The following is a 25944-nucleotide window of genomic DNA, read 5'->3' as shown; positions in this document are numbered from 1 at the left end:
CCGGCAGTTGCCGTGTGCTTCGTAATTCTTTAGTTGTACCCGTTTCACCGCGAGGATGCGCGCCGATAACACCGGCGGGCACGTCAGCCCGAAGATCCGCCGACCACCGCGTCCCCGGGCGGCAGCTCGCCATCCGGTGAGGGGCCATCCGGTGAGGGCTCCACCAGCGTGGGCGCCAGCCGTTCACCGGTGTGGTTGACGTGCAACACAAACGGCCGCAGCCGCGTGTAGCGGATCACGCTCATCGATCCGGGATCCACGGTGACACGCTGAAAGCTGTCCAGATGCATGCCGAGCGCATCCGCGACCAAGGCCTTGATGACATCGCCGTGGGTGCACGCCAGCCACAACGCGCCGGAGCCGTGTTGATCGGCCAGCAGGCTGTCGTGTTCGCGGACGGTCGCCACGGCCCGCGACTGCACCTGCGCCAAGCCCTCGCCCCCGGGAAACACCGCCGCACTGGGGTGGGCCTGCACGACCGCCCACAGCGGCTCCTCGACTAGCTCGGCGATTTTGCGGCCGGTCCACTCGCCGTAGTCGACTTCCGAGAGCCGCTCGTCGACGATGAGCTCAAGGCCCAGCGCGGCGGTGAGCGGCTCGACGGTGCGCCGGCACCGCAGCAGCGGCGAGCACACCACGGCGCGGATCGGCAGTTCGCCGATGCGGTCCACGAGCTCGGCGGCTTGCTTGCGGCCGGTGTCGTCGAGGTCGACCCCCGCGGAGCGCCCGGCCAGGATGTGCGCGGTATTCGAGACGGACCGGCAATGTCGTAGCAAGATGACGGTCATGTCGCCGCCACCCCCCCGGTGGCCAACAGAATCAGGACTCCAATGCCGGCCGCCATCCGATAGCCCACGAACCAGTACATGCTGTGGCGCACCAGAAACCGGAGGAACCAGGCCACCGTGGCGAACCCGACGACGAACGCGATCAGCGTGGCCACCAGCAGCTGGGGCCCGGTGGCGCTCATGCCCTCGCGGATCGGGTGAAAGGCGTCCGGCAACGAAAACAGCCCGGACGCGAACACCGCCGGGATGGCCAGCAGAAAGCCGAATCGAGCCGCCGGCTCGCGGTGCAAGCCGAGGGACAGCCCGGCGCTGATGGTCGCTCCGGACCGCGAAACACCCGGGATGAGCGCCAGTGTCTGAGCCAGGCCCACGATGACCGCGTCACGCCAGGTCAGCTCCTCGGTCCCACGACGCTGGCGGCCGAGGCGCTCGGCGAGGGCGATCACCACCGAGAACACCACCAGTGCCGTCGCCACCACCCAGAGGTTGCGGGCGTCCGAGCGGATCTGATCGGTGAACGCCAGGCCCGCGACGCCGATCGGGGTGCTTCCGATGATGACGTACCAGCCCAGCCGGTAGTCGGCGCTGCGCCGCCACGCCGAGACCGGGCCCCCGCCCAGGCCGCGGCACCAGGCAGTGACGATCCGCGCAATGTCTCGTGCGAAGTAGGCCAGGACGGCCGCCTCGGTGCCCAGCTGGGTGACCGCGGTAAACGAGGCGCCGGCGTCGCCGCCGAAGAGCACCCGCGAGGTGATCGCCAGGTGCCCGGAGGAGGACACCGGCAGAAATTCGGTGAGACCCTGCACCACGGCCAGGTCGACGACCTGCCACCAGGACATCGCTGCGGGCACGGTCACGACGACGACCGTACCGAATTGACGCAGCGGACGCGCCAGCACGCGCGGCTTGTCGAGCCCTCCGGCACGGCCGGATCCGCGGAGAACTACCGGCAAACCGGCACGGCCACCGCAACCGCATCCCGGACGGCTGCGGTGAGGCTGCGTTCGTCGATGAAGTCGACGTTGACGAGGTCGCGGCTCGATGTCGCGACCACGTCCTCAGGCTGGGGCACCGGCCCGGTTATCCGGGGACGGTAGATCTCCACCTCAAGCCGCCGGCGTTCGACTCGGAAAGCGAAACTGCGGCCGTCACCGACCTGCCCGAAGCCACTGGCGCACACCCTGCTGGAAAAGACCTCGATCCACATGTCTTCGATCGCGAAATTCGGGTCGGCGAAACGGTCTTCGGTGACGGTCACACGGGCACAATACTCCGGCGGGCCGGCGAGACGGCGCAGTATACCCGGGTTGCGCCCCACCACGGTGCGGACCCGCGCCGCCGTTCGACCCATCCCGTGTGGGCGGTCGAGCGCGCCCTTGTTGTTGTCGGGGTAGTAAACACCACACGCCGGCTAGGCATCCCCGACCACGGCGCATATGCTCAATGGTTACCATTTGGTCACCGCAGTCCCCGTGAAGAAGGTACGGTACCCAACCGTGCGGCACACTAACGCGCCGGCCGCCGAGAAAGCCTCGCGCGGGTCACGTTCTGAGCCGGGATCCAGCGCCGGTGCCCGGGTCATCGGCCACACGGCGGGTTCCCGTTGACTGCGCCCCGGTGGCGGCAGCTGCCCGCGGGGTGGGACTCCGAGATGTCCGACGACTACGAGTGGGTACCGCTGCACTTGCCGCCCGAGGTGACCAGGGTCAGCGCCTCCACCCGGCTGTCCATCGAGGCGGAGTACCGCGGCTGGGAGTTGACCCGGGTGCGCCTGTACACCGATGGCAGCAGGCGAGTGCTGCTGCGCCGCAAGAAGTCGCCGGTCGGCCAGCCACCCGACCGGCCGCAACTGTGAGGGCCAGCGGCCCCCGCGACGGTCGGCATCGGATCTATGATTTGGCGCGCCGGGTGCTGTTTCTGGTGCCGCCGGAGTACGCGCACACGATGGTTTTCGCGGTGCTGCGCGGTGTCACCGGACCCGCCCCGCTGCGCGGGTTGCTTCGGCGGCTGTTGGCGCCCAGCGACCCGGTGCTGACCAACACGGTGTTCGGGGTGCGCTTCCCGGGGCCCCTCGGGCTGGCCGCCGGTTTCGACAAAAATGGTGCCGGGCTCAACACCTGGGGCGCGCTGGGTTTCGGCTACGCCGAGTTGGGCACCGTTACCGCGCACCCCCAGCCCGGCAATCCGCCCCCGCGGCTTTTCCGGCTGCCCGCCGATCGCGCGCTGCTGAACCGAATGGGGTTCAACAACAACGGGGCCGCCGCGCTGGCAAGGCGCCTGGCCCGTCACCGCCCCGACATACCGATCGGGGTCAACATCGGCAAGACGAAATCAACCCCGTTGGCACAGGCAGCCGACGACTACCGCGCCAGCGCCCGCCTGCTCGGCCCGCTGGCAGCGTATCTGGTGGTCAATGTGAGCTCACCGAATACGCCGGGGTTGAGGGATCTGCAGGCCGTGGAGTCCCTGAAGCCGATCCTGTCGGCCGTGCTGGCCGAGACCTCAACGCCGGTGGCGGTGAAGATCGCGCCCGATCTCGCCGACACCGATATCGACGACATCGCTGACCTGGCGGTCGAATTGGGGCTGTCGGGCATCGTCGCCACCAACACCACGGCCTGCCGCGACGGTCTGCGCACCCCTGGGGTCGACAAGTTCGGCGCGGGCGGCGTCTCGGGGCCGCCGCTGGCACCCCGGGCCACCGCGGTGCTGCGCCGGCTCTACCGCAGGGCCGGCGATCGGTTGACCCTGATCAGCGTCGGCGGCATCGAAACACCCGAGGATGCATGGGAGCGAATCACCTCAGGCGCGTCGCTGCTGCAGGGCTACACCGGCTTCGTCTACGGAGGGGTTTTGTGGGCCAAACACATTCACGACGGGATCGCCCACAGGCTGCATGACGGCGGCTTCGCGTCGCTGCGCGAGGCCGTCGGGTCCGCAGCGGCCCGACCCTAGGGGCCACCCGAGCGCAACCACAGTGGGCAAGATCCACCGCACGTTAACCGGGTCCCGGGGGCGATCAGTCCGACGGCTGCTCGTAGACGGTGAGCGGCCGGGTACGCGCCGCCCCGTTTCGTTTGGTCCCGGGGGCGATCAGTCCGACGGCTGCTCGTAGGTGCCGTGAATGAATGCCCGTGCGATCGCGTGCTGGAACAGCTGGAATCCGAGAAACGCGGGGCTGGCGTCCTCGTTGAGGTCGAGCCTCTCAACGTTGACGGCATGCACCGTGACGTAGTAGCGGTGCGGACCATGACCGGGGGGTGGCGCAGCCCCGACGTAACGGCGCATTCCGGCGTCGTTGACCAGGGTCAGCGCGTTGCCCGGCAGCTGACGGCCATCGCCCACGCCTTCGGGTAACTCGGTGACCGAAGCGGGCAGGTTGGCCACCGCCCAGTGCCAAAATCCCGACATCGTCGGGGCGTCGGGGTCGTAGACGGTGACCGCAAAGCTGCGGGTGTCCGCGGGAAACCCGGACCAGCTCAGTTGCGGACTGCGGTCCTGGCCCCCGGCACCGAGGATCCCGCTGATCTGGGCGGTGGCCAGCGGCTGCCCGTCGGTGATCGACTTCGACGTCAGGGTGAACGACGGCAACTTGGGCAGCGCGGCATACGGGTCGGGTCGGGTGATCATCCTCGGTCCTCTCGTGTCGATCAGCAGTGTGTTAAAAAGTGTGCCAGCACCCGGGTACCGAACTTGAGCCCGTCGATGGGTACCCGCTCGTCCACGCCGTGAAACAACGCCGCGAAATCCAATTCCGGGGGCAACCGCAGGGGGATGAAACCGAAACAGCGAATACCCAAGCGCGCAAAGGCTTTCGCGTCTGTTCCGCCGGAAAGCATGTAGGGTACCGTACGGGCATCGGGGTCTACCGCGCGCAGCGCGGCGTTCATGGCGTCGACTAGATCGCCGTCGAATCCGGTCTCATACGGCGGCAGGTTGGCGATCCATTCCCGGCTCACATCGGGGCCGATCAACTCGTCGACCTCGGCCTCGAAGGCCGCTTGCCGACCGGGAAGCACGCGGCAGTCCAGCACCGCTTCCGCCGTCGCGGGAACAACATTGGCCTTATACCCGGCCCTGAGCATGGTCGGGTTGGCGGTGTCGCGCAGAGTGGCCTTCACGATGCGGGCTATCGGGCCGAGCTTGTCCAATGCCCCTTCCAGGTCTGGCGCCGCGGCATCGAAGGCGTAACCCGTTTCCTCGCTGACCGCAGCCAGGAACCGGACAACGGGCTCGGTGACCACCAGCGGGAATCGGTGCCGGCCCAGCCGGGCTACCGCCTCGGCGAGGGAGGTGACCGCATTGTGGTCGTGCACCATCGAGCCGTGGCCGGCCCGCCCGCGCGCGGTCAGCCGCATCCACTGCACCCCCTTCTCGGCGGTCTCGATCAGATAGAGGCGACGTTCGCCGCCGGTGCGGCACGGCACAGTCAGTGAAAACCCGCCGACCTCGCCGATCGCCTCGCTGACACCGTCGAACAGGTCGGGCCGGTTGTCGACCAGCCACTGCGATCCGCATATGCCGCCGTGTTCTTCGTCGGCGAGGAACGCAAACAGCACATCGCGGGGCGGCACGATCCCGGCACGCCGGAAATACCGGGCCACCACAATCATCATGCCCAGCATGTTTTTCATGTCGACCGCGCCGCGGCCCCACACATAGCCGTCTTCGATCGCGCCGGAGAACGGGTGCACGCTCCAATCGGCCGCCTCGGCCGGCACCACGTCGAGGTGACCGTGAATCAGCAGCGCGCCGCGGGAACTGTCCGCGCCCGCCAGCCGGGCGAACACATTGCCCCGGCCGGGCGCGCCGGACTCAACGTAGTCGATCTGGTAGCCGGCCTGCTCCAGCTGCGCCGCCACCCAGCCCGCGCATTCGGCCTCGCCTTTGGTGCTATCGGGTTCGCCGGTGTTGGTGGTATCAAATTGGATCAGCCTGCTGACGACGTCCACCACCTCGTCGACTGGGACTTCACCTGGAAGCGTCACCGTCACCTTTCCTACCATTGGGCCCCTTGGGCCCCTTTCCTACCCTTGGGCCCCTTTCCTACCATTGGGAAGGCCGTGGGGAAGGCGTGCATGGTGTTTGGGTCCGCGCCGGCCAATCCGATAGCCTTAGCTGCCAGCCCCTGGTTGAGTTGTCCGAGTGGCGGAATGGCAGACGCGCTAGCTTGAGGTGCTAGTGCCCTATTAGTGGGCGTGGGGGTTCAAGTCCCCCCTCGGACACCCGGTGCCGGCCGGGATGGCGGTGCTCGGCGCGGGCAGCGCCGCCAAGCCGGGGCCCACCTGCGGTCGTAGGCTTGGGATAGCCAGTAGCGAGGTGGCACCAATGAACCGATCGGGTGGCTTTCTCCGGGGCACCGCGGCCCGCACCTTCCGCGACCGCCACGACGCCGGCCGGGTGCTGGCCCACGAACTGGCGCCCTACCGCGGTACGGAGGGGCTGCTCGTGTGGGGGCTGGCCCGCGGCGGTGTGCCCGTCGCCTGGGAGGTTGCTCGCGCACTTCATGCGCCGCTAGATGTGTTTTTGGTTCGCAAGCTGGGTGTGCCGCAGTGGAGCGAGCTCGCGATGGGCGCGCTGGCCAGCGGCGGCGGGGTGGTGATCAATGACAACGTGGTGTCCAGCCTGCGGATCAGCGAGGAACAGTTGCATGCGGTGATCGATCGGGAGACGGCGGAGCTGAGCCGGCGCGAGCGGGCATACCGCGGTGGCCGGCCGCTCACCGATCCGGCCGGCAAGACCGTGATCCTCGTCGACGACGGAATCGCCACTGGCGCCAGCATGCTGGTGGCCGTGCGCGCGGTGCGAACCGCGGATCCGCACTCGATCGTCGTCGCCGTCCCGGTGGGGCCGCCCGCGGGCTGTGAACTGCTCGCGCAAGAAGCCGATGATGTCGTGTGCGCCACCATGCCTCCGGCATTCGAGGCGGTGGGGCAGGTCTACGCGGACTTTCATCAGGTCACCGATGAGGAGGTCCGCGAGCTTTTGGCCACACCAACGGGGGACGGCTAGACGACGGCTAGACGGGGTATTCGACGGGGCCCGCGGTAACGCAGCAATCAATCACTCGTCGGCGACGGCACCCGGTTTTCGTGCCGGCGTCTCATCGGTGCCGGTGTCGACGGTATCGGCGTCTATGGCCGTGTCGGTGGCGCTCGCGCCCGCCCCGGAGGCGTGTGCCGTGTCTTGGCCAACCGGCGACGTAGCGTCCACCGGCCGCCCGGCGTTCCCGCGGCTGTCCCGGCCCCGGCGTTCCTGCAGCGCGTCGATGATCAGCAGCACCACCCCCAGGGCGCTCGCAACGATGCAGACCCATGCCACCAACTCGTTGCTGGTGACGACCGCGAACACCAGCGCGGCCAGGCCTATCAGCGCTAACACCAACGCGATAATCAGCATCGGTAACCCTTCAGCCACACCGGCGGGACCGCCAGAATTGCTCGGTGGCTTTCTGTGTGACGGACCCGGGCCCTACTCGACTCGTCCCCTGCCCGGCTAGTTACTGCCCCGGTGGAATTGGTTGAACCCGCCGCTTTCTGCGCTAGAGTCGACCGGTGCCGCCGAACCGCGCTGGCCGAGTTCCTCCAGCTGGGACTCCAGGTAGGTTTTGAGCCGGGTACGGTACTCACGCTCGAAGGTGCGCAGTTGCTCGAGGCGGCCTTCAAGGACCGTTCGCTGCTGGTTGATGGTGCCCATGATCTCGGAATGCTTGCGCTCGGCGTCGGCCTGCAACGCGTCGGCCTTCTCCTGGGCCTGGCGCAGCTGCGCCTCCGATCGGGATTGCGCATCGGCCAGCATCGCGTCGGCGCGCTGGCGGGCCTCGGAGACCGTCGTTTCGGCCTCGCGCCGAGCCTCGCTGAGGATCTGGTCGGCATTGGCGCGGGCATCGGCCAGCATCTTCTCCGACTCGGCTTTAGCGGTGCTGGTAAGTCGATCGGCGGTGTCCTGAGCCAGGCTCAGCACCCTGGCCGCCTTGATGGTCTGCTCCTCGCTCAGCTCCGCGGCGGGGGCGGGGGCGGGCACTTCCCGCGGTGGTTCGTAGAGCGGTATGGCTTCGGTGGGCTGGGCACCGCCACTCGCGCGGGCGCTGGCCAGTTCCTGATCCAGCTCCTTGACCCGCTGGCGAAGATCCGAATTCTCTTCGATAAGCCGGGTCAGCTCACTTTCCACCAGGTCGAGGAAGGCGTCGACCTCATCCTCGTTGTATCCTCGCTTGCCAATCGGCGGCTTACTGAACGCCACATTGTGGACGTCTGCTGGTGTAAGCGGCATTCTGGGTGCCCCCTCGAGTCTGGAGAGTCAAACCGGTCTGCAAAGTGTAGGACGTTGCGGTAGCTGCACTGCAACCGTGGCCCATCCTGTCACATCAGACCCGCCCGTTGCCCATTAGCCCGAGAATTAAGAGGGAATTTCATATTTTAAGATATTTTAAGAGCACCTCAAATGCCGTCAGCGGGATTCCGGAAATGGCCGGGACAAACCATCGTGAGCCGACGCCGGGGGGCAGGTTCCCCGGCAACGACGCCGGCAACCATCGGCCAACGGGGCGGCCTCGGCTGCCCGGTGCGCGGGAGTGCGCCGGGCGGTTACCTAACCCGCCTAAGCCCGCCTAAGCCGCCTAAGCCCGCCTAAGCCGCCTAAGCCCGCCTAACCCCGCCTGATATGGGGTGAAGTTTGTCAAGTTGGCAGGGTGAAGCGGCGGCCACGACCGTCGCCGTGGCCGCCGCTTCGTTGGCCGGATGAGTTCGCGGGGGTGTCGAGCGTGTCGTAATCGACGCGGGTCAACTCTGATATACGCGGGTTGGTTACCGCAATGACGGGTTTTCGAGTCGCAGCGGACCGCTTGTCTAAAGTCGAGCATAATCAGTTGCGCTGCAACATGATTGCTCATAGGCGGAACGCGGGTCGCTGCCAGGCGCTTGCCGACACCGGCGGGTTGTCATCCGGGCGTTTATGCGATGTTCAGTCCTCGTCGAGGACGGCCAGCGACCAGCACCAGCCGGCCAGTTCCCGCGCGATCGCCGCGTTGGCGACCACCGGGCGTTTCTTGCGCTCGTCGAAACCGACCCAGCGGGCGTGCAGCCGCCGGTTGGCGGCCTGGCCCCGGGCCCGAGCGGCCGGCGAGGCGATATCCCAGCGGCGCCGCAAGTCGACTCCGGGCCGGTACCGAGGGCGGTGATGCCAGGCTGCCTCGACCAGCAGCCGGCGGGCGTGGCCGTTGCCGGTCTTGGTGACCCCGCCCTGGCTGCGGGTGGCACCCGAGGAGTGCTCGGTGGGCACCAACCCCAGGTAGGCGCCGATCGAGCGGCCGGTCAAACGGCGCCAATCGCCGATCTCGACGGCCAGCCCGAACGCGGTCAGCGTGGACACCCCCCGCAGGCATCCCAGCCGGGTCACCACCGGGGTGAACATCGAGTCGGCGGCCATCGCTGAGATCGCCCGATCCAGCCGATCCCGACGATCGACGCAAGCCAGCATCGCATCGAAGGCGGCATCGTAGGCCAACTGTAAACCGGGCGCGTCGAAGGCTGGCCGCGCAGCCACAGCTCGTGTTTAGCCGTCCAGGCAGCCCCGCTGTAGTACACGATCCCGTGGCGCAACAGCAGCTTTCACAGCCGGTGCCTCGCGCTCATCAAATCCCCGCGGCAGTGCTCACGCGCCCGCGCCAAATCCCGCGCCGCCTCCTGCTCAATGCTGGGAATCGCCACCGCCGCGACCTGATTCAAGTGCAGCAACCTCGCCAGATGCCGGGCATCATGGGCGTCGGCCTTGATCCGGTCCCCCGACGGGCGCTGCAGCTTCGACGCGCAGCCACCACGCAGTCAATGCCGGCCGCCAGCAAAAACCGCGCCCACCCGAACCCGGTCGGGCCGGCCTCATAGGCCACCGCCACCGGCCCCGGCAGAGCCTGAATCCATCCCGTGATCTCGCTATGATCTGGCGTCAACCGGCGTTCGAATAACTCTCCGGTTTCAGCGTCCAACCCGCACGCGACAACCGATCGCGCGTGCACATCCAACCCAACACTCGTACGCTGACGCTTCACTGGGGCCTCCCACATCTTGTGGCTCTACCGGCCAGGACCACCCTGTCGGCAACCCACGTTTACATGTGAGTGGGGCCCCAGCCCCCCATACCGCCTAAACCGCGGCCTGAAAAGCCAGTTGCATGCCGATGAACGCCACCAGCAGCAACACCATGATGGAGAGGTCGAGGCGAACCGCGCCGATGGTGAGCTGCGGTATCAGCCGACGCAGCAGCTTCACCGGCGGATCGGTGATGGACATGATGGCCTCGAGGACGACCACGGTGGCACCGCGGGGCCGCCAATCACGGCTGAACGATCGGATGAATTCGACGACGATCCGCGCGATCAGCAGCAACCAGAACATGAACAGCGCGAAGCCAAGGACCTGAAAGAACAGCGCCACCTGAAGCCTGACCTTACCGATGTGAGCTTGATGACATCGCCGCGCCCTAGCGCGACGATGGCCAGCCTACCGACTCGGGTGGCCGACGTGCACGCTCGTTACCGGCGCAAGAGAGCGGGGCACTACCGCCGAGGCGCTCACTGCTAGCACGGTGGCGACTACTGGTAGGCGTAAAAGCCGGTTTCGGCGATCCGGCGCCGGTCCTCCGGGGATACGTCGACGTCGGCGGGTGACAGCAGAAACACCTTGGTCGCCACTTTGTCGAACGAGCCGCGCAGCGCAAAGGCCAGCCCGGCCGCGAAGTCCACCAGCCGTTTGGCGTCGGCGTTATCCATCGACACCAAATCCATGATCACCGGGGTGCCGTCCCGGAAGCGCTCCCCGATGGTCCGGGCCTCGCTGTAGTCCTTCGGGCGCAGCGTGGTGATCTTCGACAGCGGGCTGCCCTCGTCGAACATCATCGCCATCCGGCGGGGATCCATCGCCAGCGCGCCGCGGGTAGACCCGCGCAACAGGCCGAATCGGGGCCGGGCCAACTCGGCTCGGCCGAAGTCGCGGGGCCGGAACCGGTGCTCGTCACCGTAGCCGCCACGATAGCTGCCCGGCGGGTAGTCGCCCGGTTCGCCGCGCGGATCGTCGTAGTCGCGCCCGTCGTAGCGGCCGTAGCCATCGTCGAACCGGTGACGCGGGTAACCGTGTTGCGAGGGAGCGCGGTCGTCGTAGTACTCGTCGTCGTAGTCCTCCATCGGAGCCATACCGAAGTAGGCCTTGACCTTGTGCAGTGTGCTCATCGCGTGACCCCTTCTGGAGTTTGGTGTCTGTGATGAAGGTGTGACTACAGTGACTGCTCACGGTGACCGTAGCGGTCGCGGACCCAATAACGCGGTACCGACACGCACACAGGTTGAACCGTGTTTGACGGCGATTTCGAAGTCATCGGACATGCCGGCCGAGAGCCCCACGGCGTTCGGGTACGACTCGAGCACCCGGCGGTGCTCGGCGTGCAGCCGCGCGAAGGCCTTCTCCGGGTCCCAGCTCAACGGCGGAATACCCATCAGCCCAGCCAATTCCAGCGTCTGCGACGCCGCCACCCCGGCGCAGATGGCGTCCACCGCGCGGGGCAGCGAAATGTCTACCCCGCCGCGAGCCGGATCCCCGTCGAGGCTGATCTGGACGTAGACCCGCAGTGGGGCACTGCGATGGCCGTCGGCAAGGGCCGCGCCGACCGCCCGGTCGAGCGCGGTCACCACGCGCAAGCTATCGACGGAGTGCACGGTGTGCGCCCAGCGGGCCAGCCGGGGAACCTTGTTGCGTTGAATCCGGCCCACCATATGCCAGCGCACCTGCTGCGCTTCGGGGCCCAGCAGCGCGGCGAGCTCACCGATCTTCGCCCACGCCTCCTGCTCGCGAGATTCGCCAATCGAGTGGCAGCCCAACCGCACCAAAATCGCAACATCGGTCGCCGGAAAAAATTTAGTAACGGGCAAAAGCTCAATCTCGTCGACGGCGCGGCCTGCCGCCTGCGCGGCGGCGGCGAGCCGCGCGTGCACCGACGCCAGGGCGCGGGACAATTCGGATTCCCGCGTTAGACGCTCGATTGCCGGGCTCATGGCGCGCTCATTCCATCCACACCAGCGACGCCAGCCGACCGGTCAGCGCGTCACGGCGATGGGAAAAAAGGCTGGGGTCTGCGACCGTGCAGCGGGGGTCGATATCGATGGCGCTGACCCCCAAATCGACGAGCTGACGCGCGATTCCGGCGCGCAGATCCAGCGCGGGCGTGCCAACAGACGTGGTGGTGCGGCTGCCAGGTAGCGCCGCCTCGACCTCATCAGCCATTGCCGCGGGCACCTCGTAGTTGCGCCCGCTGACCGCCGGGCCCAGCAAAGCCGAGATATCGCGAACGTGCGCGCCCACGGCCAGCATCACCTCCAGGGCGCGGGCCACCACACCCCGCTGCGCGCCCACCCGGCCGGCGTGCACGGCCGCCACCACACCGGCGCGGGCGTCGGCCAGCAACACCGGCACACAGTCCGCGGACACCACTGCCAGCGCCAGGCGGGGGGCACGGGTCACCAGGGCGTCGGTGGCGTCGAGCGCCGCGCTGCGCGGCTCCTCGACCACCTCGACGTGATCGCCGTGAACCTGGTTCATCCACACCAGCCTCGCGGGAGGCAGGCCCACGGTGGCGGCCAGCCGCGCCCGGTTGGCCGCCACCGCGGCCGGATCGTCTCCGACGTGATCGCCCAAGTTGAACGTGTCAAACGGCGGCGCCGAAACCCCGCCGGCTCGCGTGGTCGTCACCCGGCGAATGCGATACCCCACCGGCCCAGTATCCGGTCTGGTTGCCACCGCGGCTAGCGGCGCATGAAGGGTGGCACGTCGACGTCATCGTCGTCCTCGCCGCCGATGCTGAGCGTCGAGCCGTTGGTGGGCAGCGGCACGCTGACGGCGTCGGCGGGCTCGAACAATGTCGAGGTGAGCTTGCCGGCCCTGCCCGAGGCGATGGTCTGGCCCGAACCACCACCGAGGATCGGGGTGCGGCCCGGCCCGCTGGCCGCGAAGCCCGCCGCGATGACCGTGACGCGCACCTCGTCGCCCAGCGAGTCGTCGATGACGGTTCCGAAAATGATGTTGGCGTCCGGGTGGGCGGCCTCTTGCACCAGCGAGGCCGCCTCGTTGATCTCGAACAAACCCAGGTCGCTGCCGCCGGCGACCGACATCAGCACACCCTGCGCGCCCTCCATGGAGGCTTCCAGCAGCGGGGAATTGATCGCGATCTCGGCAGCTTTGATGGCGCGGCCCTCACCGCGGGCCGAGCCGATGCCCATCAGCGCGGTGCCGGCACCGGACATGATGCCCTTGACGTCGGCGAAGTCGACGTTGATCAGACCCGGGGTGGTGATCAAATCGGTGATGCCCTGCACACCGTTGAGCAGCACCTCGTCGGCGCTGCGAAACGCGTCCATCAAAGAGACCGCGGCATCTCCCATCTGCAGCAGGCGATCATTGGGGATCACGATCAAGGTGTCGCAGCTTTCCCGCAGCGCGGCGATGCCGGCTTCGGCCTGCTGACTGCGCCGCTTGCCCTCAAACGAGAACGGCCGGGTGACCACGCCCACGGTCAGCGCGCCGAGCTTGCGGGCGATGGTGGCCACCACCGGCGCCCCGCCGGTGCCGGTTCCGCCCCCTTCGCCAGCGGTGACGAACACCATGTCCGCGCCGCGCAGCAGTTCTTCGATCTCGTCCTTGGCATCCTCGGCGGCCTTGCGCCCAACCTCCGGGTCGGCGCCGGCGCCCAGTCCCCGGGTGGAATCCCGCCCGACATCGAGCTTGACGTCCGCATCGCTCATCAGCAGCGCCTGCGCATCGGTGTTGATCGCGATGAACTCCACGCCCTTGAGGCCTTGCTCGATCATCCGGTTGACGGCGTTGACGCCGCCGCCGCCGATCCCCACGACTTTGATGACGGCCAGGTAGTTATGCGGGGGGGTCATCATTCGTCTTCCTCCCTGGTGGGACTGACGTCGTTTTTGACTCGGGTCTGTCGGCCAAACGTAAACAACCCTTCACGATCGTTGGCAAACCCTCAACCTCAACCAGAGGCTTAGAGTTATGTCAAGTAGTTCTGCGCAACCAGAACGGTATGGCCATGGCGCGCCCTAGGCGTGCAGGCGCGCCGACACGTGGCGGGCGAATTTCGGCCAATTTCTATTTGACGGTGGGCAGGTCCGGACTGGACACGTCGTAGGTGTGTGCCGGTTGAGTCAATAGCGCTGCGAGCTTTTCGGCCTTTTCCGCGTTGCGGTCGGTGGTCCCCCAGATCACCGTGCGCCCGTCGACGAGTGTCAGGGTGATGGCGGCCACCGATGGGGCGGCAATGCGGCCCACCTGCCCGGCAATTTCCGGACGCAGTGCGGTGAGCACTGCCAACGCCGCTTTGGTCGCCGGATCGGCCGGTGCCGGATCATCGACGTCGATGTAGGGCAGCGACGGTGGTGGCGGGGCGGTCGCGAAGTCGACCCCGTCGCGGTCGTAAAGGTGCGGACCGTCCGGAAAATCCTTTACCACCAATGGGATTCGCTCCACGATGGTGATCCGCAGCGTCGACGGGTACTGCCGCTGCACTCGCGCGCTGGCTACCCGGCGGATTGCCGCGACCCGGTCGGCGACCTCGCCGGTGTCGATTTGCAGCAGCGGTGTGCCCGGGCGCACCCGCGCCGCGTCCAGCACCTCGTCGCGGGTGACCGCTTGATTCCCGGTGACGACGATGCCGCGCGCGGACATCACCGGGGTGAAGTAGAGGATCGCCCCGAGCGCAACCGCAACCACGGCCAGCACAACCATGCTCAGCATCATCGTCAGGCCGGGCACCGCGCCGCGGGGAACGGCTTTGGGCTCGGTGGCGGGGCCGCTGCGGGCCCTGCGCCGGGCCTCGCGGCGGGCGTGTTCGATCGCCCGGGCGCGGGCCTGCACGGCGCGCCGCTCGGCGCGTTCCCGGCGGGCCCGCCGGCGGGGCCCCTCCACATCGCCGAGTTGATCCGGCGCGGCGGCCGGTTGCATCACCGCCACCCCTCCGACCGCCCGGGCACGCTGCGGTTGGCCCGCGCCCGCAGCGCGGTCATGATCTCTGGAGCGAGCATGGTCACGTCGCCGGCGCCCATCGTGACGACGATGTCACCCGGGCCGGTAACCGCCGCCACCGCGGCCGGCACCGCAGCGAAGTCCGGCACGTAGTGCGCGGGCACGCTCACCTGCTCGGCGACGCTGGCCCCACTCACGCCGGCGAGGGGTTGTTCGCGAGCGCCGTAGACGTCGAGCACGAACACCTCGTCGGCGGCGTCCAGCGCACGACCGAACTCGGCGGCAAAAGCCTGTGTGCGCGAATATAAATGGGGCTGAAACACGACCAATAATCGGCCCCCGCCGTCCTGGTCCAGCAGCGGGCGCAGCGCGGCCAGTGTCGCGCTGATTTCCGTGGGATGGTGGGCGTAGTCATCGAACACCCGCACCGATGCGGCGGTCCCCACCAGTTCGAGTCGCCGGCGCACGCCTTCAAAACCGGCCAGCCCGTCGAGCACGGCATCTACGGGTGCGCCGACCTCGATGGCGGCCAACAACGCCCCCAGCGCGTTGAGCGCCATATGGCGTCCGGGCACCGATAGCCGCAGCACCCGCGGGTAGCGTTCGCCGTCCAAGTGGATGTGTGCGATCGCGCCGGTGCCCTCCTGCTCCCACGACAGCAGGGTGCCGGTCAGCCTTTCGGCCGGCAGGCTGCCGTAGCGCAGCACCCGAATCCCGAGTGCCGCGCTGCGTTCCGCCAGTGCGGCCGCTCCGGCGTCGTCCACGCAAACCACCAGCGCGCCGCCGGGCGCGAGCCGCTCCACAAAGGCGTCGAAAACGGCGGCATAGGCGCCCGCGCTGCCGAAGAAGTCCAGGTGATCGGACTCGATGTTGGTGACCACCGCGACGTTCGGGGTGTATTCCAGCAGCGAGCCGTCGCTCTCGTCGGCCTCGGCGATAAAGCAGCCACCGCTGCCATGGTGCGCGTTGGTGCCCGCCTCCCCCAGCTCGCCGCCGACCGCGAAGGAGGGGTCTCGTCCGCAGTGCTGTAGCGCCACAATCAGCATCGACGTCGTCGTCGTCTTCCCGTGGGTGCCGGTGACCATCAACGTGGTCCGCCCGGCCATCAGCTTTGCCAGCACCGCCGGGCGCAGCAGCACCGGGATGCCGCGCCGGCGGGCCTCCACCAGCTCGGGATTGGTCTTGGGAATGGCGGCGCGGGTGGTGATGACGGCGGTCGCGCCGCCCGGCAGCAGATCCAGCGCCGCCGCGTCGTGCCCGATCCGGATCAGCGCGCCGCGGGCACGCAGGGCGCGGACGCCGCGGGAGTCTTTGGCGTCGGATCCCGACACCAGCGCGCCGCGGTCCAGCAGAATGCGGGCAATGCCCGACATGCCCGCTCCCCCGATGCCCACCAGGTGGACCCGCCGCAGCTCGAGCGGCAACTGCTCGGCGGTCACCGTCGCTCTCCGGGCTTCAGCGGTGCCGCGCGATGACCGGGGTCGACGCCGAGCGCACTCCAGCGGCTGTTGGCGCGTTGACCGTCACGCGCCCCGCGCACCCCGCTTTGTGCTTTTTTTGCTTTTCTTGCCACGTCGAGCGCCACCTGGGCTACCCGCTGCGCTGCGTCGGGGTGTCCCGCCCGCGCGGCGGCCGCCGTCATCGCCGCCAGCCGCGGAGGGTCGGCGAACAGGCCGCACACCTGCGCCGCCACCAGACCCGGTGTCAGCTCGGCGTCGGCAACCAACAGGCCACCACCGGCAGTGACCACCGGCAGCGCATTGAGCCGTTGTTCCCCGTTGCCGATGGGCAGCGGCACATAGATTGCCGGCAGCCCGACGGCCGACACCTCGGCGACCGTCATCGCCCCGGCTCGACAGATCACCAGGTCGGCCGCGGCGTAGGCGAGATCCATCCGATCCAGATAGGGCACCGCCACATAGGGCGGATCACCGGGGTCGGGGGTGCGCAACTCGAGGGTGTTCTTGGCGCCGTAGGCGTGCAGCACCGACACACCTGCGGCAGCCAGGTCACCCGCCGCCCCGGCGACCGCCCGGTTGAGGGAGACCGCGCCTTGTGACCCACCGAACACCAGCAACACCCGCGCGTTGTCGGCGAAGCCGAAATGGGCGCGCGCCACCGCCCGCAACGCCGCACGGTCGAGCGTGGTGATCGCCGCCCGCACCGGCACGCCCACCACCTCGGCGCGGCGCAACCCGGGATCCGCTACCGCCGAGAGCACCCGGGCCGCCGCTCGGGCGCCGACCCGGTTGGCCAGCCCGGCGCTGGCGTTGGCCTCGTGGACCACCACCGGGACGCGCCGCCGCCACCCCGGGATGCCGCGTGCGGCCAGGTAAGCCGGCAGCGCGACGTAGCCGCCGAAGCCGATCACCACGTCGGCGCCGACGGCGTCGAGCACACCGCGGGCTTGCCGGACCGCACGCCAGATTCGCGGCGGCAGCCGCGCCAGATCCGCGCTGAGCCTGCGGGGCAGCGGCACCGGCGTGATCAGCTCGAGATGGTAGCCGCGCCCGGGGACGAGTTCGGTCTCCAGGCCACGAGGGGTGCCCAGCGCGGTGACCCGCACCTGTGGCTGCAAAGCACACAGCGCGTCGGCGACGGCCATGGCCGGCTCAACATGGCCGGCGGTGCCACCGCCGGCCAGGACGACCGATACCGCGGCACCGTCGGCTGAGTTGTGGACCACGTCGTTCACCCGTAACGCTGACCTTCCGCTGCGCGGGCGCGCCGCACCGGGCGCCGACCAGCTCCATGATGCCCTGAGCGGCCCCGATCGGTCTGAGGAGGTCGTGCCGCGCGCGCAGCCGGGCTGACCGCGCGCTCCGCCACGCGCCGGGGCCTGACCGATTGCGCGCCGCTGCGCCACCGGTCGCGCAGCGCCTGCGCACGAGTCGGCAAGTAGGGATCCGGCAGCGGCAGGCGTAGCAGCCGGTTCATCCGGTCGCCCCGGCCGGCCCGCAGCGCAGCCACCGCCTCCGGTTCGTGGCGGGCTGCGTTCGCCATCATGCCAATCATCAGAAGTGTTGTGGCTGTGGCTGTTCCGCCAGCGGAGATGAGTGGCAGCTGTAGCCCGGTGACCGGCAGCAGGCCGATCACATAGCCAACGTTGATAAATGTCTGGCCCAGCACCCACGTCGTGGTGGTGGCGGTCAGCAGCCGCAGGAATGGGTCGACGGAGCGGCGCGCGATCCGCATCCCGGTGTAGGCGAACAGCCCGAACAACGCCAGCAGCGCGACCGCCCCGATGAAGCCGAGCTCCTCGCCGAGGATCGCGAAGATGAAGTCGTTGTGGGCATTGGGCAGGTAGTTCCACTTCGCGGTGCCCTGACCCAGGCCGTCGCCGAAGATGCCGCCGTTAGCCAGCGCAAAACGGGCCTGGCGGGCCTGATAGCCGGTGTCTTGCGGGTCGGCTCCCGGATTCAGCCAGGACCGCACCCGGTCGGAGCGGTAGCCCGCGGACACCGCGAGGATTGCCGCCGAAACGATCACGGCGAACAGCGAGCTCAAGAAGACGCGCAACGGCAGGCCGGCATACCACAGCAAACCCAACAGGATAATTCCCAGCGACACCGTCTGTCCGAGGTCCGGCTGGGCGACGATCAGGGCCAGCGCGATGACGGCGGCGGGCACCAGCGGGATCAGCATCTCTCGCAGCGATGCCCGTTCCATGCGGCGGGCCGCCAGCAGATGCGCGCCCCAGATGGCGAAGGTGATCTTAGCCAACTCGGAAGGCTGCATCGAAAAGCCGGCGATCACAAACCACCCACGAGAACCGTTGGCCTCCTTGCCAATTCCGGGGATCAGCACCAAAACCAGCATGCCGACCGTCGCCGCGAAACCCGGAAAGGCCAGCCGCCGCATGACGCGCACCCGCACGCGCAGCGCCAGATAGCACGCCACCAGCCCGACGAGGGTCCAGAGCACCTGCCGGCCGAAGATCACCCACGGCGATCCATCGTCGTCATAGGAGCGCACCCCGGAGGCCGAGAGCACCATGATCAGACCCAGCGTCGTCAACAACGCCGCCTCGGCGATGATGAGATGAAACGATGTCATAGGCCGTCCCAGCCAGGCGCCGAAACGGGTGCGTGGCCCGCCCGTGACCATGCCCACGGGCGGCCGCACCGCCGCGGCGGCGTCCGTCGGGATGGCGGCCGCCGCCGCGGCACCACCCGAGGCCGCTTCGGCGGTCCGCGCAACCTCCGGGTTCCGGCGCAGCAACCGGGTCAGCATGCCGGCCACCGCGTCTAACCGATCGCCGCGCGCACGGCGGCCGCAAACGCATCGCCCCGGTCGGCGTAGCCGGTGAATTGGTCGAACGACGCGCCCGCCGGCGCCAGCAGCACGGTGTCGCCCGGCGCCGCCAGCTCTCGAGCCGCGGCGACGGCCGCACTCATCACACACGCACCGCGAGTCTTGCCTGGCTCACAGACAACTTTGATCACATCTGAAACATATGCCACGCAAGTAGCATCCATATCGTCATCCTCGCGCGTCACAACTTGGACGACGGGGACATCGGGCGCGTGTCGCGATAACGCCCGGGCAACCTCGCCGCGATCCCGCCCGATCAGCACCACCGCCGCCAGCCGGGATGCGATCCGGGCCACCGTCGCGTCGATGGATGCGCCCTTGAGCAGGCCGCCGGCCAGCCACACCACCCGCGGGTAGGCCAGCACCGAGGCCTCGGCGGCGTGCGGATTGGTGGCCTTGGAATCATCGACGTAGCGGATCCCCTCGGCGACGGCCACCACCTCCCCGCGGTGCCGGCCGGCCTTGAACGATGCCAGCGCGCTGGCGATGGCCGCGGCGGGCACCCCAACGCTGCGGGCCAGCGCCGCGGCGCCCAGCGCGTCGAGCACCCCGACCGGGCCCGGCACCGGGATCGCCGCGACCGGGGCCAGTGCCAGGCCACCGGAAAAGGCGCGGTCGACGAGCCAGCCGCCGCGCACCCCCAGCTCCCCCGGCGCCGGCTCGCCCAGCCGGAAACCCACCCGAACCGGGGCAGCCGCGGTGTCCAGCAGCGCGGCCGCGCGGGCGTCGTCCAGCCCGGCCACGGCTACCCGCCCGGTCAGCACCCGCGCCTTCGCCGCCGTGTAGTTGGCCATCGAGGCATGCCAATCCAGGTGATCTTCGGCGATGTTGAGCACCGCGCCGGCGTCCGGGCGCAGCGACGGCGCCCAGTGCAGCTGGAAACTGGAGAGCTCGACGACCAGCAGGTCGGCGGGCTCGCACAGGGCGTCGAGCACCGGGCTGCCGATGTTGCCGCAGAGCCGGCTGCGCCGCTCCGCGGCGGTCAGCATGGCATGCAGCATCGCGGCGGTGGTGGTTTTGCCGTTGGTGCCGGTGACGGCCAGCCACCGCCGCGGCGGCCCGCAGCGGCCCGAGGTGTCCAGCCGCCAGGCCAGCTCGACATCACCCCAGATCGGCACGCCCGCCGCCGCGGCGGCCGCCAGCACGGGCGCGTTCGGCGGGAACCCGGGGCTGGTGAGCACCAGGGCGTAGTCGGCGATCCGGGCCGTCGCGGTTGCCGGGTGCACGGTCGCCACCCCGGCCTCGGCGTGCCGGTGCCGGACGGCGGGGTCGTCGTCGCACACCGTCGCGCTTACCCCCACGCCAGCCAGCGCTGCCAGCGCCGACCGCCCGGTGACCCCGCCACCGGCAACCAGCACGGTGGCGCCGGGCGGCAGCGACTCCAGCGCCGGGGCCCCGCGGGCGGCGTGCGGGCTCACGGTCGATCACCGATGGCGGCCAGCCACTCGGCGTAGAACAGCGCCACGCCCAGGCCGCACGCGATCGCGGTGAGGAGCCAGAACCGGATGATCACCGTGGTTTCGGCCCAGCCGACCAACTCGAAATGGTGGTGGAAGGGCGCCATCCGAAACATCCGCCGCCCGGTGGTGCGAAAGGTCAAGATCTGCAGCACCACCGAGGTGATCTCCGCGACGAACAGCGAACCCAGCACGATAGCGAGCAGCTCGGTGCTGCTGGTCACCGACAGCCCCGCAATGATGCCGCCCAGCGCCAGCGATCCGGTGTCGCCCATGAAGATTCTGGCCGGCGCGGCGTTCCACCACAGAAAACCGATGCAAGCGCCCGCCGTCGCGGCCGCGACCAGCGCCAGGTCCAGTGGGTCGCGCACGTGGTAGCACCCCACGCCCGGTGCGGTGACGCACGCGTTGCGGTACTGCCAGAAGGTGATCAGCACGTAGGCGGCGGTCACCATCGCCATGCTGCCACCGGCCAGGCCGTCCAGGCCGTCGGTGAAGTTGACCGCGTTCGACCAGGCGTAGACGATGACCACGCAGAACAACACGAACAGCGCCGGAGCCAGTGTGACGGTGGCGATTTCACGCACATAGGACAGTTCGGGGCTGCCCGGTGTCAACCCGGCGGCATTGCGGAATTGCAGCACCAGCACACCGAAGACCACCGCGGCCGTGATCTGGCCGGCCGTCTTGGCGGTTTTGCTCAGGCCCAGGTTGCGGGCCCTGCGGATTTTGATCAGGTCATCGACGAAGCCAACGGCGCCCAAAGCGCTCGCCAAAAGCAGCACCAGCAGACCCGACGCCGAAGGTCCCGCGCCCCCGAAGGCCAGGCCCGCGAGATGGGTGCCCGCATAGCCGGCCCAGACGCCGGCCAGGATCGCCACCCCGCCCATCGAGGGCGTGCCGCGCTTGGTGCGGTGGCTGGGCGGACCGTCTTCGCGGATCTCGTGGCCGAATCCCTGCCTCGTGAACAGCCGGATCAACACCGGGGTCAGCAGGATGGACACCGTCAGCGCGATGGCGACGGCGATGAGAATCTGAATCATCGCCGAATGCCTCAGCCGGTGCCGTCGGCAATCAGCGCGTCAGCCAGTGCTCCCAGACCGGCCGCGTTGGACGCCTTAACCAGCACCACATCCCCGGGCTGCAGTTCGGCCCGCAACAGCGCCAGGGCGGCGTCGGCGCCGGCGACGACGGTAGCCTTGCCGCCCCACGGGCCCGCCGTCACCGCGGCGTGGTGCATGGCATTCATAAGCCTCCCGGTTCCCACGACAACCAGTCGAGACACATCTAAGCGCACCGCCAGCCGGCCGATGCGATCGTGCTCGGTTATCGCGTCGTCGCCGAGCTCGGCCATCTGCCCCAGCACTGCCCAGCTGCGTCGCGGGCGCCCGGCCCGGTGAGCGATCCAGGCCAGGGCCTGCAACCCGGCGCGCATCGACTCCGGGTTGGCGTTATAGGCGTCGTCGATCACCGTCACCCCGTCGGCGCGGGTGATCACCTGCATGCGGTGCCGCGACACCGCACCCGCGCCGGCCAGCGCGGCCGCTACCTGATCCAGGTCGGCACCGCAGTGCAGCGCGACCGCCGCCGCGCACAGCGCGTTAGTGACCTGATGCTCGCCCGACACCCGCAGCTGCACCTCGGCCTGCGCGTCACGGGCGTGCAGCGTGAAGCGCGGCCGGGCCAAGTCGTCGAGCGTCACCGGGCCGGCCCAGACATCACTGGGCCCGGCGTCGGTGTGCCGGCTACGGCTGACCCGCACGATCCGGGCGGCGGTTTTGTCGGCCATCGCCGCCACCGCCGGGTCATCGACATTGAGGACGGCCGCGCCATCCCCTGAAATAGCTTGCAGTAGTTCAGATTTGGTCGCCGCGATCGCCTCCCGGGAGCCGAACTCGCCCAGATGCGCGGTCCCGACGTTAAGCACCACCCCGATCGCGGGCGGCGCGATCGCCGCCAGCGCTGCGATATCGCCGCGATGACGCGCCGAGAACTCCAGAACCAGATAGTCGGTTTCGCGGGTGGCGCGCAGCACCGTCCAGGGGTGGCCCAGCTCGTTGTTGAACGAGCCCGGCGGGGCCACCACCGCGCCCAGCGGCTGAAGCACGGCGCCCAGCAGGTCCTTGGTCGAGGTCTTGCCCGACGAGCCGGTGATCCCGATGACGGTCAGCCCCCCGGCGATCAGCTGCGCGGCCACCGCCCCGGCGAGCTTGGCCAGCGCGGCCAGCACCGCTGCGCCCGAGCCGTCGGCGTCGTGCTCGAGCACGCCGGCGTGGGCCGCGGTGTGGGGGCCGGGGCGGACCACGATGGCCGGCACCCCGACCGGCCGGGCAGCCAGCACCGCGACCGCTCCGGCCGCCACCGCCGCCGCCGCGTGCTCATGACCATCGGTGTGCGCCCCGGGGAGCGCGACGAACAACCCCCCGGGAGTGACGGTGCGCGAATCGAATTCGACACTACCGGTCACGTGCCGCCGGGCTGCGTCCGGCGGCGTGATGCCGGCCAGGTCACCGCCGACGATCTCGGCGATACGGGCGACGCTCAGGGCTAGCACCGGCGCCGCTCCTTCTCATCGGTTCGCTCTGCCTCGTCGCCGGCGGTCACGCCCGCGCCTCCAAGGCGGCCGCTAACTCCAGACGATCATCGAAGGGCCGAATCTGCCCCCCGCGGCTCTGCCCGGTCTCATGGCCTTTGCCGGTGACCAGCACCACGTCGCCCGGTTGTGCCCAGCAGACGGCGTGCCTGATCGCGGCGCGCCGGTCGGCTATCTCGACGAGTTCGGCGTCGCCGTTTGCCTGGGCGGCCCCGGCGAGGATGGCGCGGCGGATCGCGGCGGGATCCTCCCCGCGCGGGTTGTCGTCGGTGACGACGACCAGATCGGCCAGCTCGGCGGCGATCCTGCCCATCGGGGCGCGCTTGCCCGGGTCGCGCTCACCGCCGGCGCCGAACACCACCGCGACCCGGCTATCCGGGCGGCGCACTGCCCGCAGCACCGCCCGCAGCGCGCCCGGCTTGTGCGCGTAGTCGACCAGCGCCAAGAAGTCCTGGCCGCGGTCGATCTCTTCCAGGCGCCCGGGGACGCGAGCGGCCCGCAATCCGGGTGCCGCCTGCTCCGGAGAGATCCCGATCTGGTCGAGAACCGCCAGTGCGACAAGACAATTGGCGACGTTGTACGGTCCCGGCAATGCGATGCCCAACCGGTGGTGCACGCCGGCCGGGTCGATCGCGGTGAACTGCTGTCCCTCGGCGCCGAACGCCCCGATGCCCTCGGCGCGCCAATGCGCCCGCCGGCCCTCGGCGCTGACGGTGATCGCGTCGCCGGCACGGGCGGCCATCGCGCGGCCGGCGTCGTCGTCGACGCAGATCACCGCGGCGCGGGCCCGCAACGGGGAAGCCGGGTCGAACAGCCGCGCCTTGGCCGCGAAGTAGTCGGCCATGCTGGGGTGAAAGTCGAGGTGGTCGCGGGACAGGTTGGTGAACGCACCCACAGCGAACCGCGCCCCGTCAACACGGTGCAGTGCCAGCGCGTGACTGGACACCTCCATCACCGCGGTGTCGACCCCGCGTTCGGCCATCACCGCGAGCAGCGCCTGCAGCGTGGGTGCTTCCGGGGTGGTCAGCGCCGCGGGGACGTCGGCGCCGCCGATGCGGACGCCGATGGTGCCGATCAGCCCCGTGGTTCGCCCGGCGGCCCGCGCACCGGCCTCCACCAGATACGTCGAGGTGGTCTTGCCCGAGGTGCCGGTAATCCCGATGAGGGTGACCCGCTCCGATGGCCGCCCGTACACCGTCGCGGCCAGCTCGCCCAGCACCGCTCGTGGCTCGGGATGAGTCAAAACCGGCACGCGAACGTCGTCGGGCAGTTCGGCGACCCCACCGGCGTCGGTGAGCACCGCGACCGCGCCGTGGCCGATCGCTTCCCCGGCGTAGCGGATGCCGTGCGTGGTCGCGCCCGCCAACGCGGCGAACAGATCACCGGGCCGGGCGTTTTGACCCCGAAGCGTCATACCGGTGATGCACACGTCGGGCACGACACCGCCCCCGGCGGGCGCCGCGCCCACCTGCGCCGCCAGCACCGGCAGCGGCACCCCAGCGCCCGCGGTGGGCCGCAGCTCACCCGGCACCGACATCACCTCCGCCCGCTGCCCGTCCGATCACCGGGATGGCATCACCGGGGATTCACCGGGATTGCATCACCGGGATTCCAGTATCCGCAAAGCCCACCGCGCCCGGCGCAGCGGGAGTCGGGAGGGAGCGGGAGCCAGGAGGGACGCCTGGTCGCTACCTCATTGAGGGTTGTCTTGAGGTCTTGAGCCGTTCGGGCGCCGCGGGCCGATGCGGGTGGCAGCAGGGTGTACCGGCTCGGTTGTCGCCGCGTCGTTCACGTGCACGAGCCTGGTCGCTGCCCGGCAATCGAGGCACGCGGGCGGGGCTTAGACGACTGCGATCGCCCTCACCGGGGATGCGGTCGCGCCAACGAATTTCACGGGCAGCAGGATGAAGCAAAAAGCATGGATGTTCTCCCGAAGCACGTTGTCGAAGTTGACATTCTCGATGAGATGCACGCCCGCTTCGACAAGGGTGTGGGTGTGCACGGGAAAGATGCGTCCCCGGGGGTTTGGAAGCACTTCAACGGCCATCGAGTCCGCGCCGATCGCGCACACCTTCTGCGCGGTGAGATACCTCGCGGCGTCGGCGTCTATACCTGGTTCTGACGCGGTGTACTTGTCGTTATCTGTCATGAAAAAGCGTCCCCAGCCGGTTCGGATCAGCACCACGTCCCCCGCTTGCAATTCGATGCGTTGTGCCGCGAGCGCCCGCTCCAACATATCGACCGTCACTGTTTCGCCACCCTCAAGATAGTCCCGGCCGGCGGCGTTCGCGACGTCTGCAACCACGCCCCGCGTTATTAATGGTGGCATTTGCTCGATACCAAATCTCTTGAGGCCCCAATTGGTGGCATTGTCGCGGTACGGGAATCCGTTATGCATCTCATCGCCGATTGTGAAATGACCGAGCGCGTCGACGTGCGTACTCGTGTGCATGCACAACTCCACTCGCTCGGTGAACACACCGACGTCATCGTCGCTTTTCAGGTGTTCCTTCAAGAGCGGTCGCGTGGTGTCCGGGACCGACCACATGCCCATTAACATCGGGGGAATGAAAGGCTCTAGCGTCGGGTGACCGACTTGGACGTTGTGGCATAGCTCAAGGATTCGACCCGCCTTTATTGTCTGTAGCGCCTGCAGCGTTACCTCTGGCGTGACGTAGTTCGTTGCTCCTCGCTGATCCTCACGCCCCCATGGCAATTGACTTAACTGCGTCACTTGACCGCCCTCCTCCAATTCTCCTGTAAACTTCTCCCAAAAC

23 protein-coding genes, 1 tRNA gene and 2 pseudogenes are annotated in these 25944 nt (G+C 69.0%); 4 read left to right on the top strand and 22 right to left on the bottom strand.

What is annotated here, in order from left to right:
• Positions 1-83 precede the first annotated feature (83 nt).
• The 3 genes from MSM1_RS19410 to MSM1_RS19400 form a co-directional block, all read right to left on the bottom strand.
• The gene (locus MSM1_RS19410; protein ID WP_213445439.1) at positions 84-788 is read right to left on the bottom strand and encodes a histidine phosphatase family protein; all 705 of its coding nucleotides are present in this window, start codon (positions 786-788) and stop codon (positions 84-86) included.
• The gene (locus tag MSM1_RS19405; RefSeq protein WP_213445792.1) at positions 785-1627 is read right to left on the bottom strand and encodes an undecaprenyl-diphosphate phosphatase; all 843 of its coding nucleotides are present in this window, start codon (positions 1625-1627) and stop codon (positions 785-787) included. The genes MSM1_RS19410 and MSM1_RS19405 overlap by 4 nt, the downstream gene beginning before the upstream one ends.
• Positions 1628-1731: 104 nt before the next feature.
• Positions 1732-2046, bottom strand: a complete 315-nt coding sequence (locus MSM1_RS19400) for a hypothetical protein (protein WP_213445436.1) — start codon at positions 2044-2046, stop codon at positions 1732-1734.
• 345 nt (positions 2047-2391) lie between these two features.
• On the opposite strand from MSM1_RS19400, the gene MSM1_RS19395 reads away from it, so the two are divergent.
• Both MSM1_RS19395 and MSM1_RS19390 read left to right on the top strand, forming a co-directional pair.
• Positions 2392-2643, top strand: a complete 252-nt coding sequence (locus MSM1_RS19395; protein WP_213445434.1) for a DUF5703 family protein — start codon at positions 2392-2394, stop codon at positions 2641-2643.
• Between the two features lie 32 nt (positions 2644-2675).
• Positions 2676-3743, top strand: coding sequence for a quinone-dependent dihydroorotate dehydrogenase (locus MSM1_RS19390; protein ID WP_213445790.1), 1068 nt, complete (start codon positions 2676-2678; stop codon positions 3741-3743).
• Between the two features lie 138 nt (positions 3744-3881).
• On the opposite strand, the gene MSM1_RS19385 is transcribed toward MSM1_RS19390, so the two are convergent.
• A complete protein-coding gene (locus tag MSM1_RS19385; protein WP_213445432.1) occupies positions 3882-4418 on the bottom strand; it encodes a YbhB/YbcL family Raf kinase inhibitor-like protein in 537 nt (178 codons plus the stop codon).
• 20 nt (positions 4419-4438) lie between these two features.
• A complete protein-coding gene (locus MSM1_RS19380) occupies positions 4439-5794 on the bottom strand; it encodes a M20/M25/M40 family metallo-hydrolase (RefSeq protein ID WP_213445429.1) in 1356 nt (451 codons plus the stop codon).
• A 133-nt stretch (positions 5795-5927) separates the two neighbouring features.
• On the opposite strand from MSM1_RS19380, the gene MSM1_RS19375 reads away from it, so the two are divergent.
• Positions 5928-6013, top strand: a tRNA-Leu gene (locus tag MSM1_RS19375).
• 103 nt (positions 6014-6116) lie between these two features.
• A complete protein-coding gene (locus MSM1_RS19370; RefSeq protein WP_213445426.1) occupies positions 6117-6800 on the top strand; it encodes a phosphoribosyltransferase in 684 nt (227 codons plus the stop codon).
• 51 nt (positions 6801-6851) lie between these two features.
• Here MSM1_RS19370 and MSM1_RS19365 read toward each other — a convergent pair whose 3' ends face one another.
• The 17 genes and pseudogenes from MSM1_RS19365 to MSM1_RS19285 form a co-directional block, all read right to left on the bottom strand.
• A complete protein-coding gene (locus MSM1_RS19365) occupies positions 6852-7187 on the bottom strand; it encodes a hypothetical protein (protein ID WP_213445820.1) in 336 nt (111 codons plus the stop codon).
• Between the two features lie 96 nt (positions 7188-7283).
• Positions 7284-8060 (bottom strand): DivIVA domain-containing protein, encoded by a 777-nt coding sequence (locus tag MSM1_RS19360; RefSeq protein WP_213445424.1) that lies wholly within the window; start codon positions 8058-8060, stop codon positions 7284-7286.
• Positions 8061-8750: 690 nt separating this feature from the next.
• Positions 8751-9849 (bottom strand): annotated as a pseudogene (locus tag MSM1_RS19355) (IS110 family transposase).
• A gap of 79 nt (positions 9850-9928) precedes the next feature.
• Positions 9929-10219, bottom strand: a complete 291-nt coding sequence (locus tag MSM1_RS19350; RefSeq protein ID WP_213445422.1) for a YggT family protein — start codon at positions 10217-10219, stop codon at positions 9929-9931.
• Positions 10220-10377: 158 nt separating this feature from the next.
• Entirely contained in the window at positions 10378-11010 is a 633-nt protein-coding gene (locus MSM1_RS19345) for a cell division protein SepF (protein ID WP_213445420.1), read from the bottom strand.
• 57 nt (positions 11011-11067) lie between these two features.
• The gene (locus tag MSM1_RS19340; RefSeq protein WP_213445418.1) at positions 11068-11829 is read right to left on the bottom strand and encodes a YggS family pyridoxal phosphate-dependent enzyme; all 762 of its coding nucleotides are present in this window, start codon (positions 11827-11829) and stop codon (positions 11068-11070) included.
• 7 nt (positions 11830-11836) lie between these two features.
• Positions 11837-12544, bottom strand: a complete 708-nt coding sequence (pgeF, locus tag MSM1_RS19335) for a peptidoglycan editing factor PgeF (RefSeq protein ID WP_213445416.1) — start codon at positions 12542-12544, stop codon at positions 11837-11839.
• Positions 12545-12576: 32 nt separating this feature from the next.
• A complete protein-coding gene (ftsZ, locus tag MSM1_RS19330) occupies positions 12577-13716 on the bottom strand; it encodes a cell division protein FtsZ (RefSeq protein WP_213445787.1) in 1140 nt (379 codons plus the stop codon).
• A 214-nt stretch (positions 13717-13930) separates the two neighbouring features.
• Entirely contained in the window at positions 13931-14782 is an 852-nt protein-coding gene (locus MSM1_RS19325) for a cell division protein FtsQ/DivIB (RefSeq protein ID WP_213445785.1), read from the bottom strand.
• On the bottom strand, positions 14782-16242 hold the full coding sequence (gene murC, locus MSM1_RS19320; RefSeq protein WP_213445413.1) for a UDP-N-acetylmuramate--L-alanine ligase: 1461 nt from the start codon (positions 16240-16242) through the stop codon (positions 14782-14784). The genes MSM1_RS19325 and murC overlap by 1 nt, the downstream gene beginning before the upstream one ends.
• 119 nt (positions 16243-16361) lie before the next feature.
• Positions 16362-17498 (bottom strand): annotated as a pseudogene (gene murG, locus MSM1_RS19315) (undecaprenyldiphospho-muramoylpentapeptide beta-N-acetylglucosaminyltransferase); the annotation flags it as partial.
• A complete protein-coding gene (ftsW, locus tag MSM1_RS19310) occupies positions 17495-19045 on the bottom strand; it encodes a putative lipid II flippase FtsW (protein WP_374101746.1) in 1551 nt (516 codons plus the stop codon). The gene ftsW and the pseudogene murG, both read right to left, overlap by 4 nt.
• A gap of 5 nt (positions 19046-19050) precedes the next feature.
• Positions 19051-20535, bottom strand: a complete 1485-nt coding sequence (gene murD, locus MSM1_RS19305; protein ID WP_307857442.1) for a UDP-N-acetylmuramoyl-L-alanine--D-glutamate ligase — start codon at positions 20533-20535, stop codon at positions 19051-19053.
• A complete protein-coding gene (gene mraY, locus MSM1_RS19300) occupies positions 20532-21617 on the bottom strand; it encodes a phospho-N-acetylmuramoyl-pentapeptide-transferase (protein ID WP_213445409.1) in 1086 nt (361 codons plus the stop codon). The genes murD and mraY overlap by 4 nt, the downstream gene beginning before the upstream one ends.
• A gap of 11 nt (positions 21618-21628) precedes the next feature.
• Positions 21629-23128: a UDP-N-acetylmuramoyl-tripeptide--D-alanyl-D-alanine ligase gene (gene murF, locus MSM1_RS19295; protein ID WP_213445406.1), complete on the bottom strand. Its 1500-nt coding sequence runs from the start codon at positions 23126-23128 to the stop codon at positions 21629-21631.
• Between the two features lie 46 nt (positions 23129-23174).
• Positions 23175-24704 carry a UDP-N-acetylmuramoyl-L-alanyl-D-glutamate--2,6-diaminopimelate ligase gene (locus MSM1_RS19290; protein WP_213445404.1) on the bottom strand — a complete coding sequence of 510 codons (1530 nt, stop codon included), beginning with the start codon at positions 24702-24704 and terminating at the stop codon, positions 23175-23177.
• Between the two features lie 303 nt (positions 24705-25007).
• The gene (locus MSM1_RS19285) at positions 25008-25901 is read right to left on the bottom strand and encodes a cyclase family protein (RefSeq protein WP_213445340.1); all 894 of its coding nucleotides are present in this window, start codon (positions 25899-25901) and stop codon (positions 25008-25010) included.
• Positions 25902-25944 lie beyond the last annotated feature (43 nt).

Origin of the sequence: Mycobacterium sp. SM1 (assembly GCF_018361265.1) — a bacterium.
Taxonomy (GTDB): domain Bacteria; phylum Actinomycetota; class Actinomycetes; order Mycobacteriales; family Mycobacteriaceae; genus Mycobacterium.
This window is presented reverse-complemented; position numbering and strand designations above follow the sequence as displayed.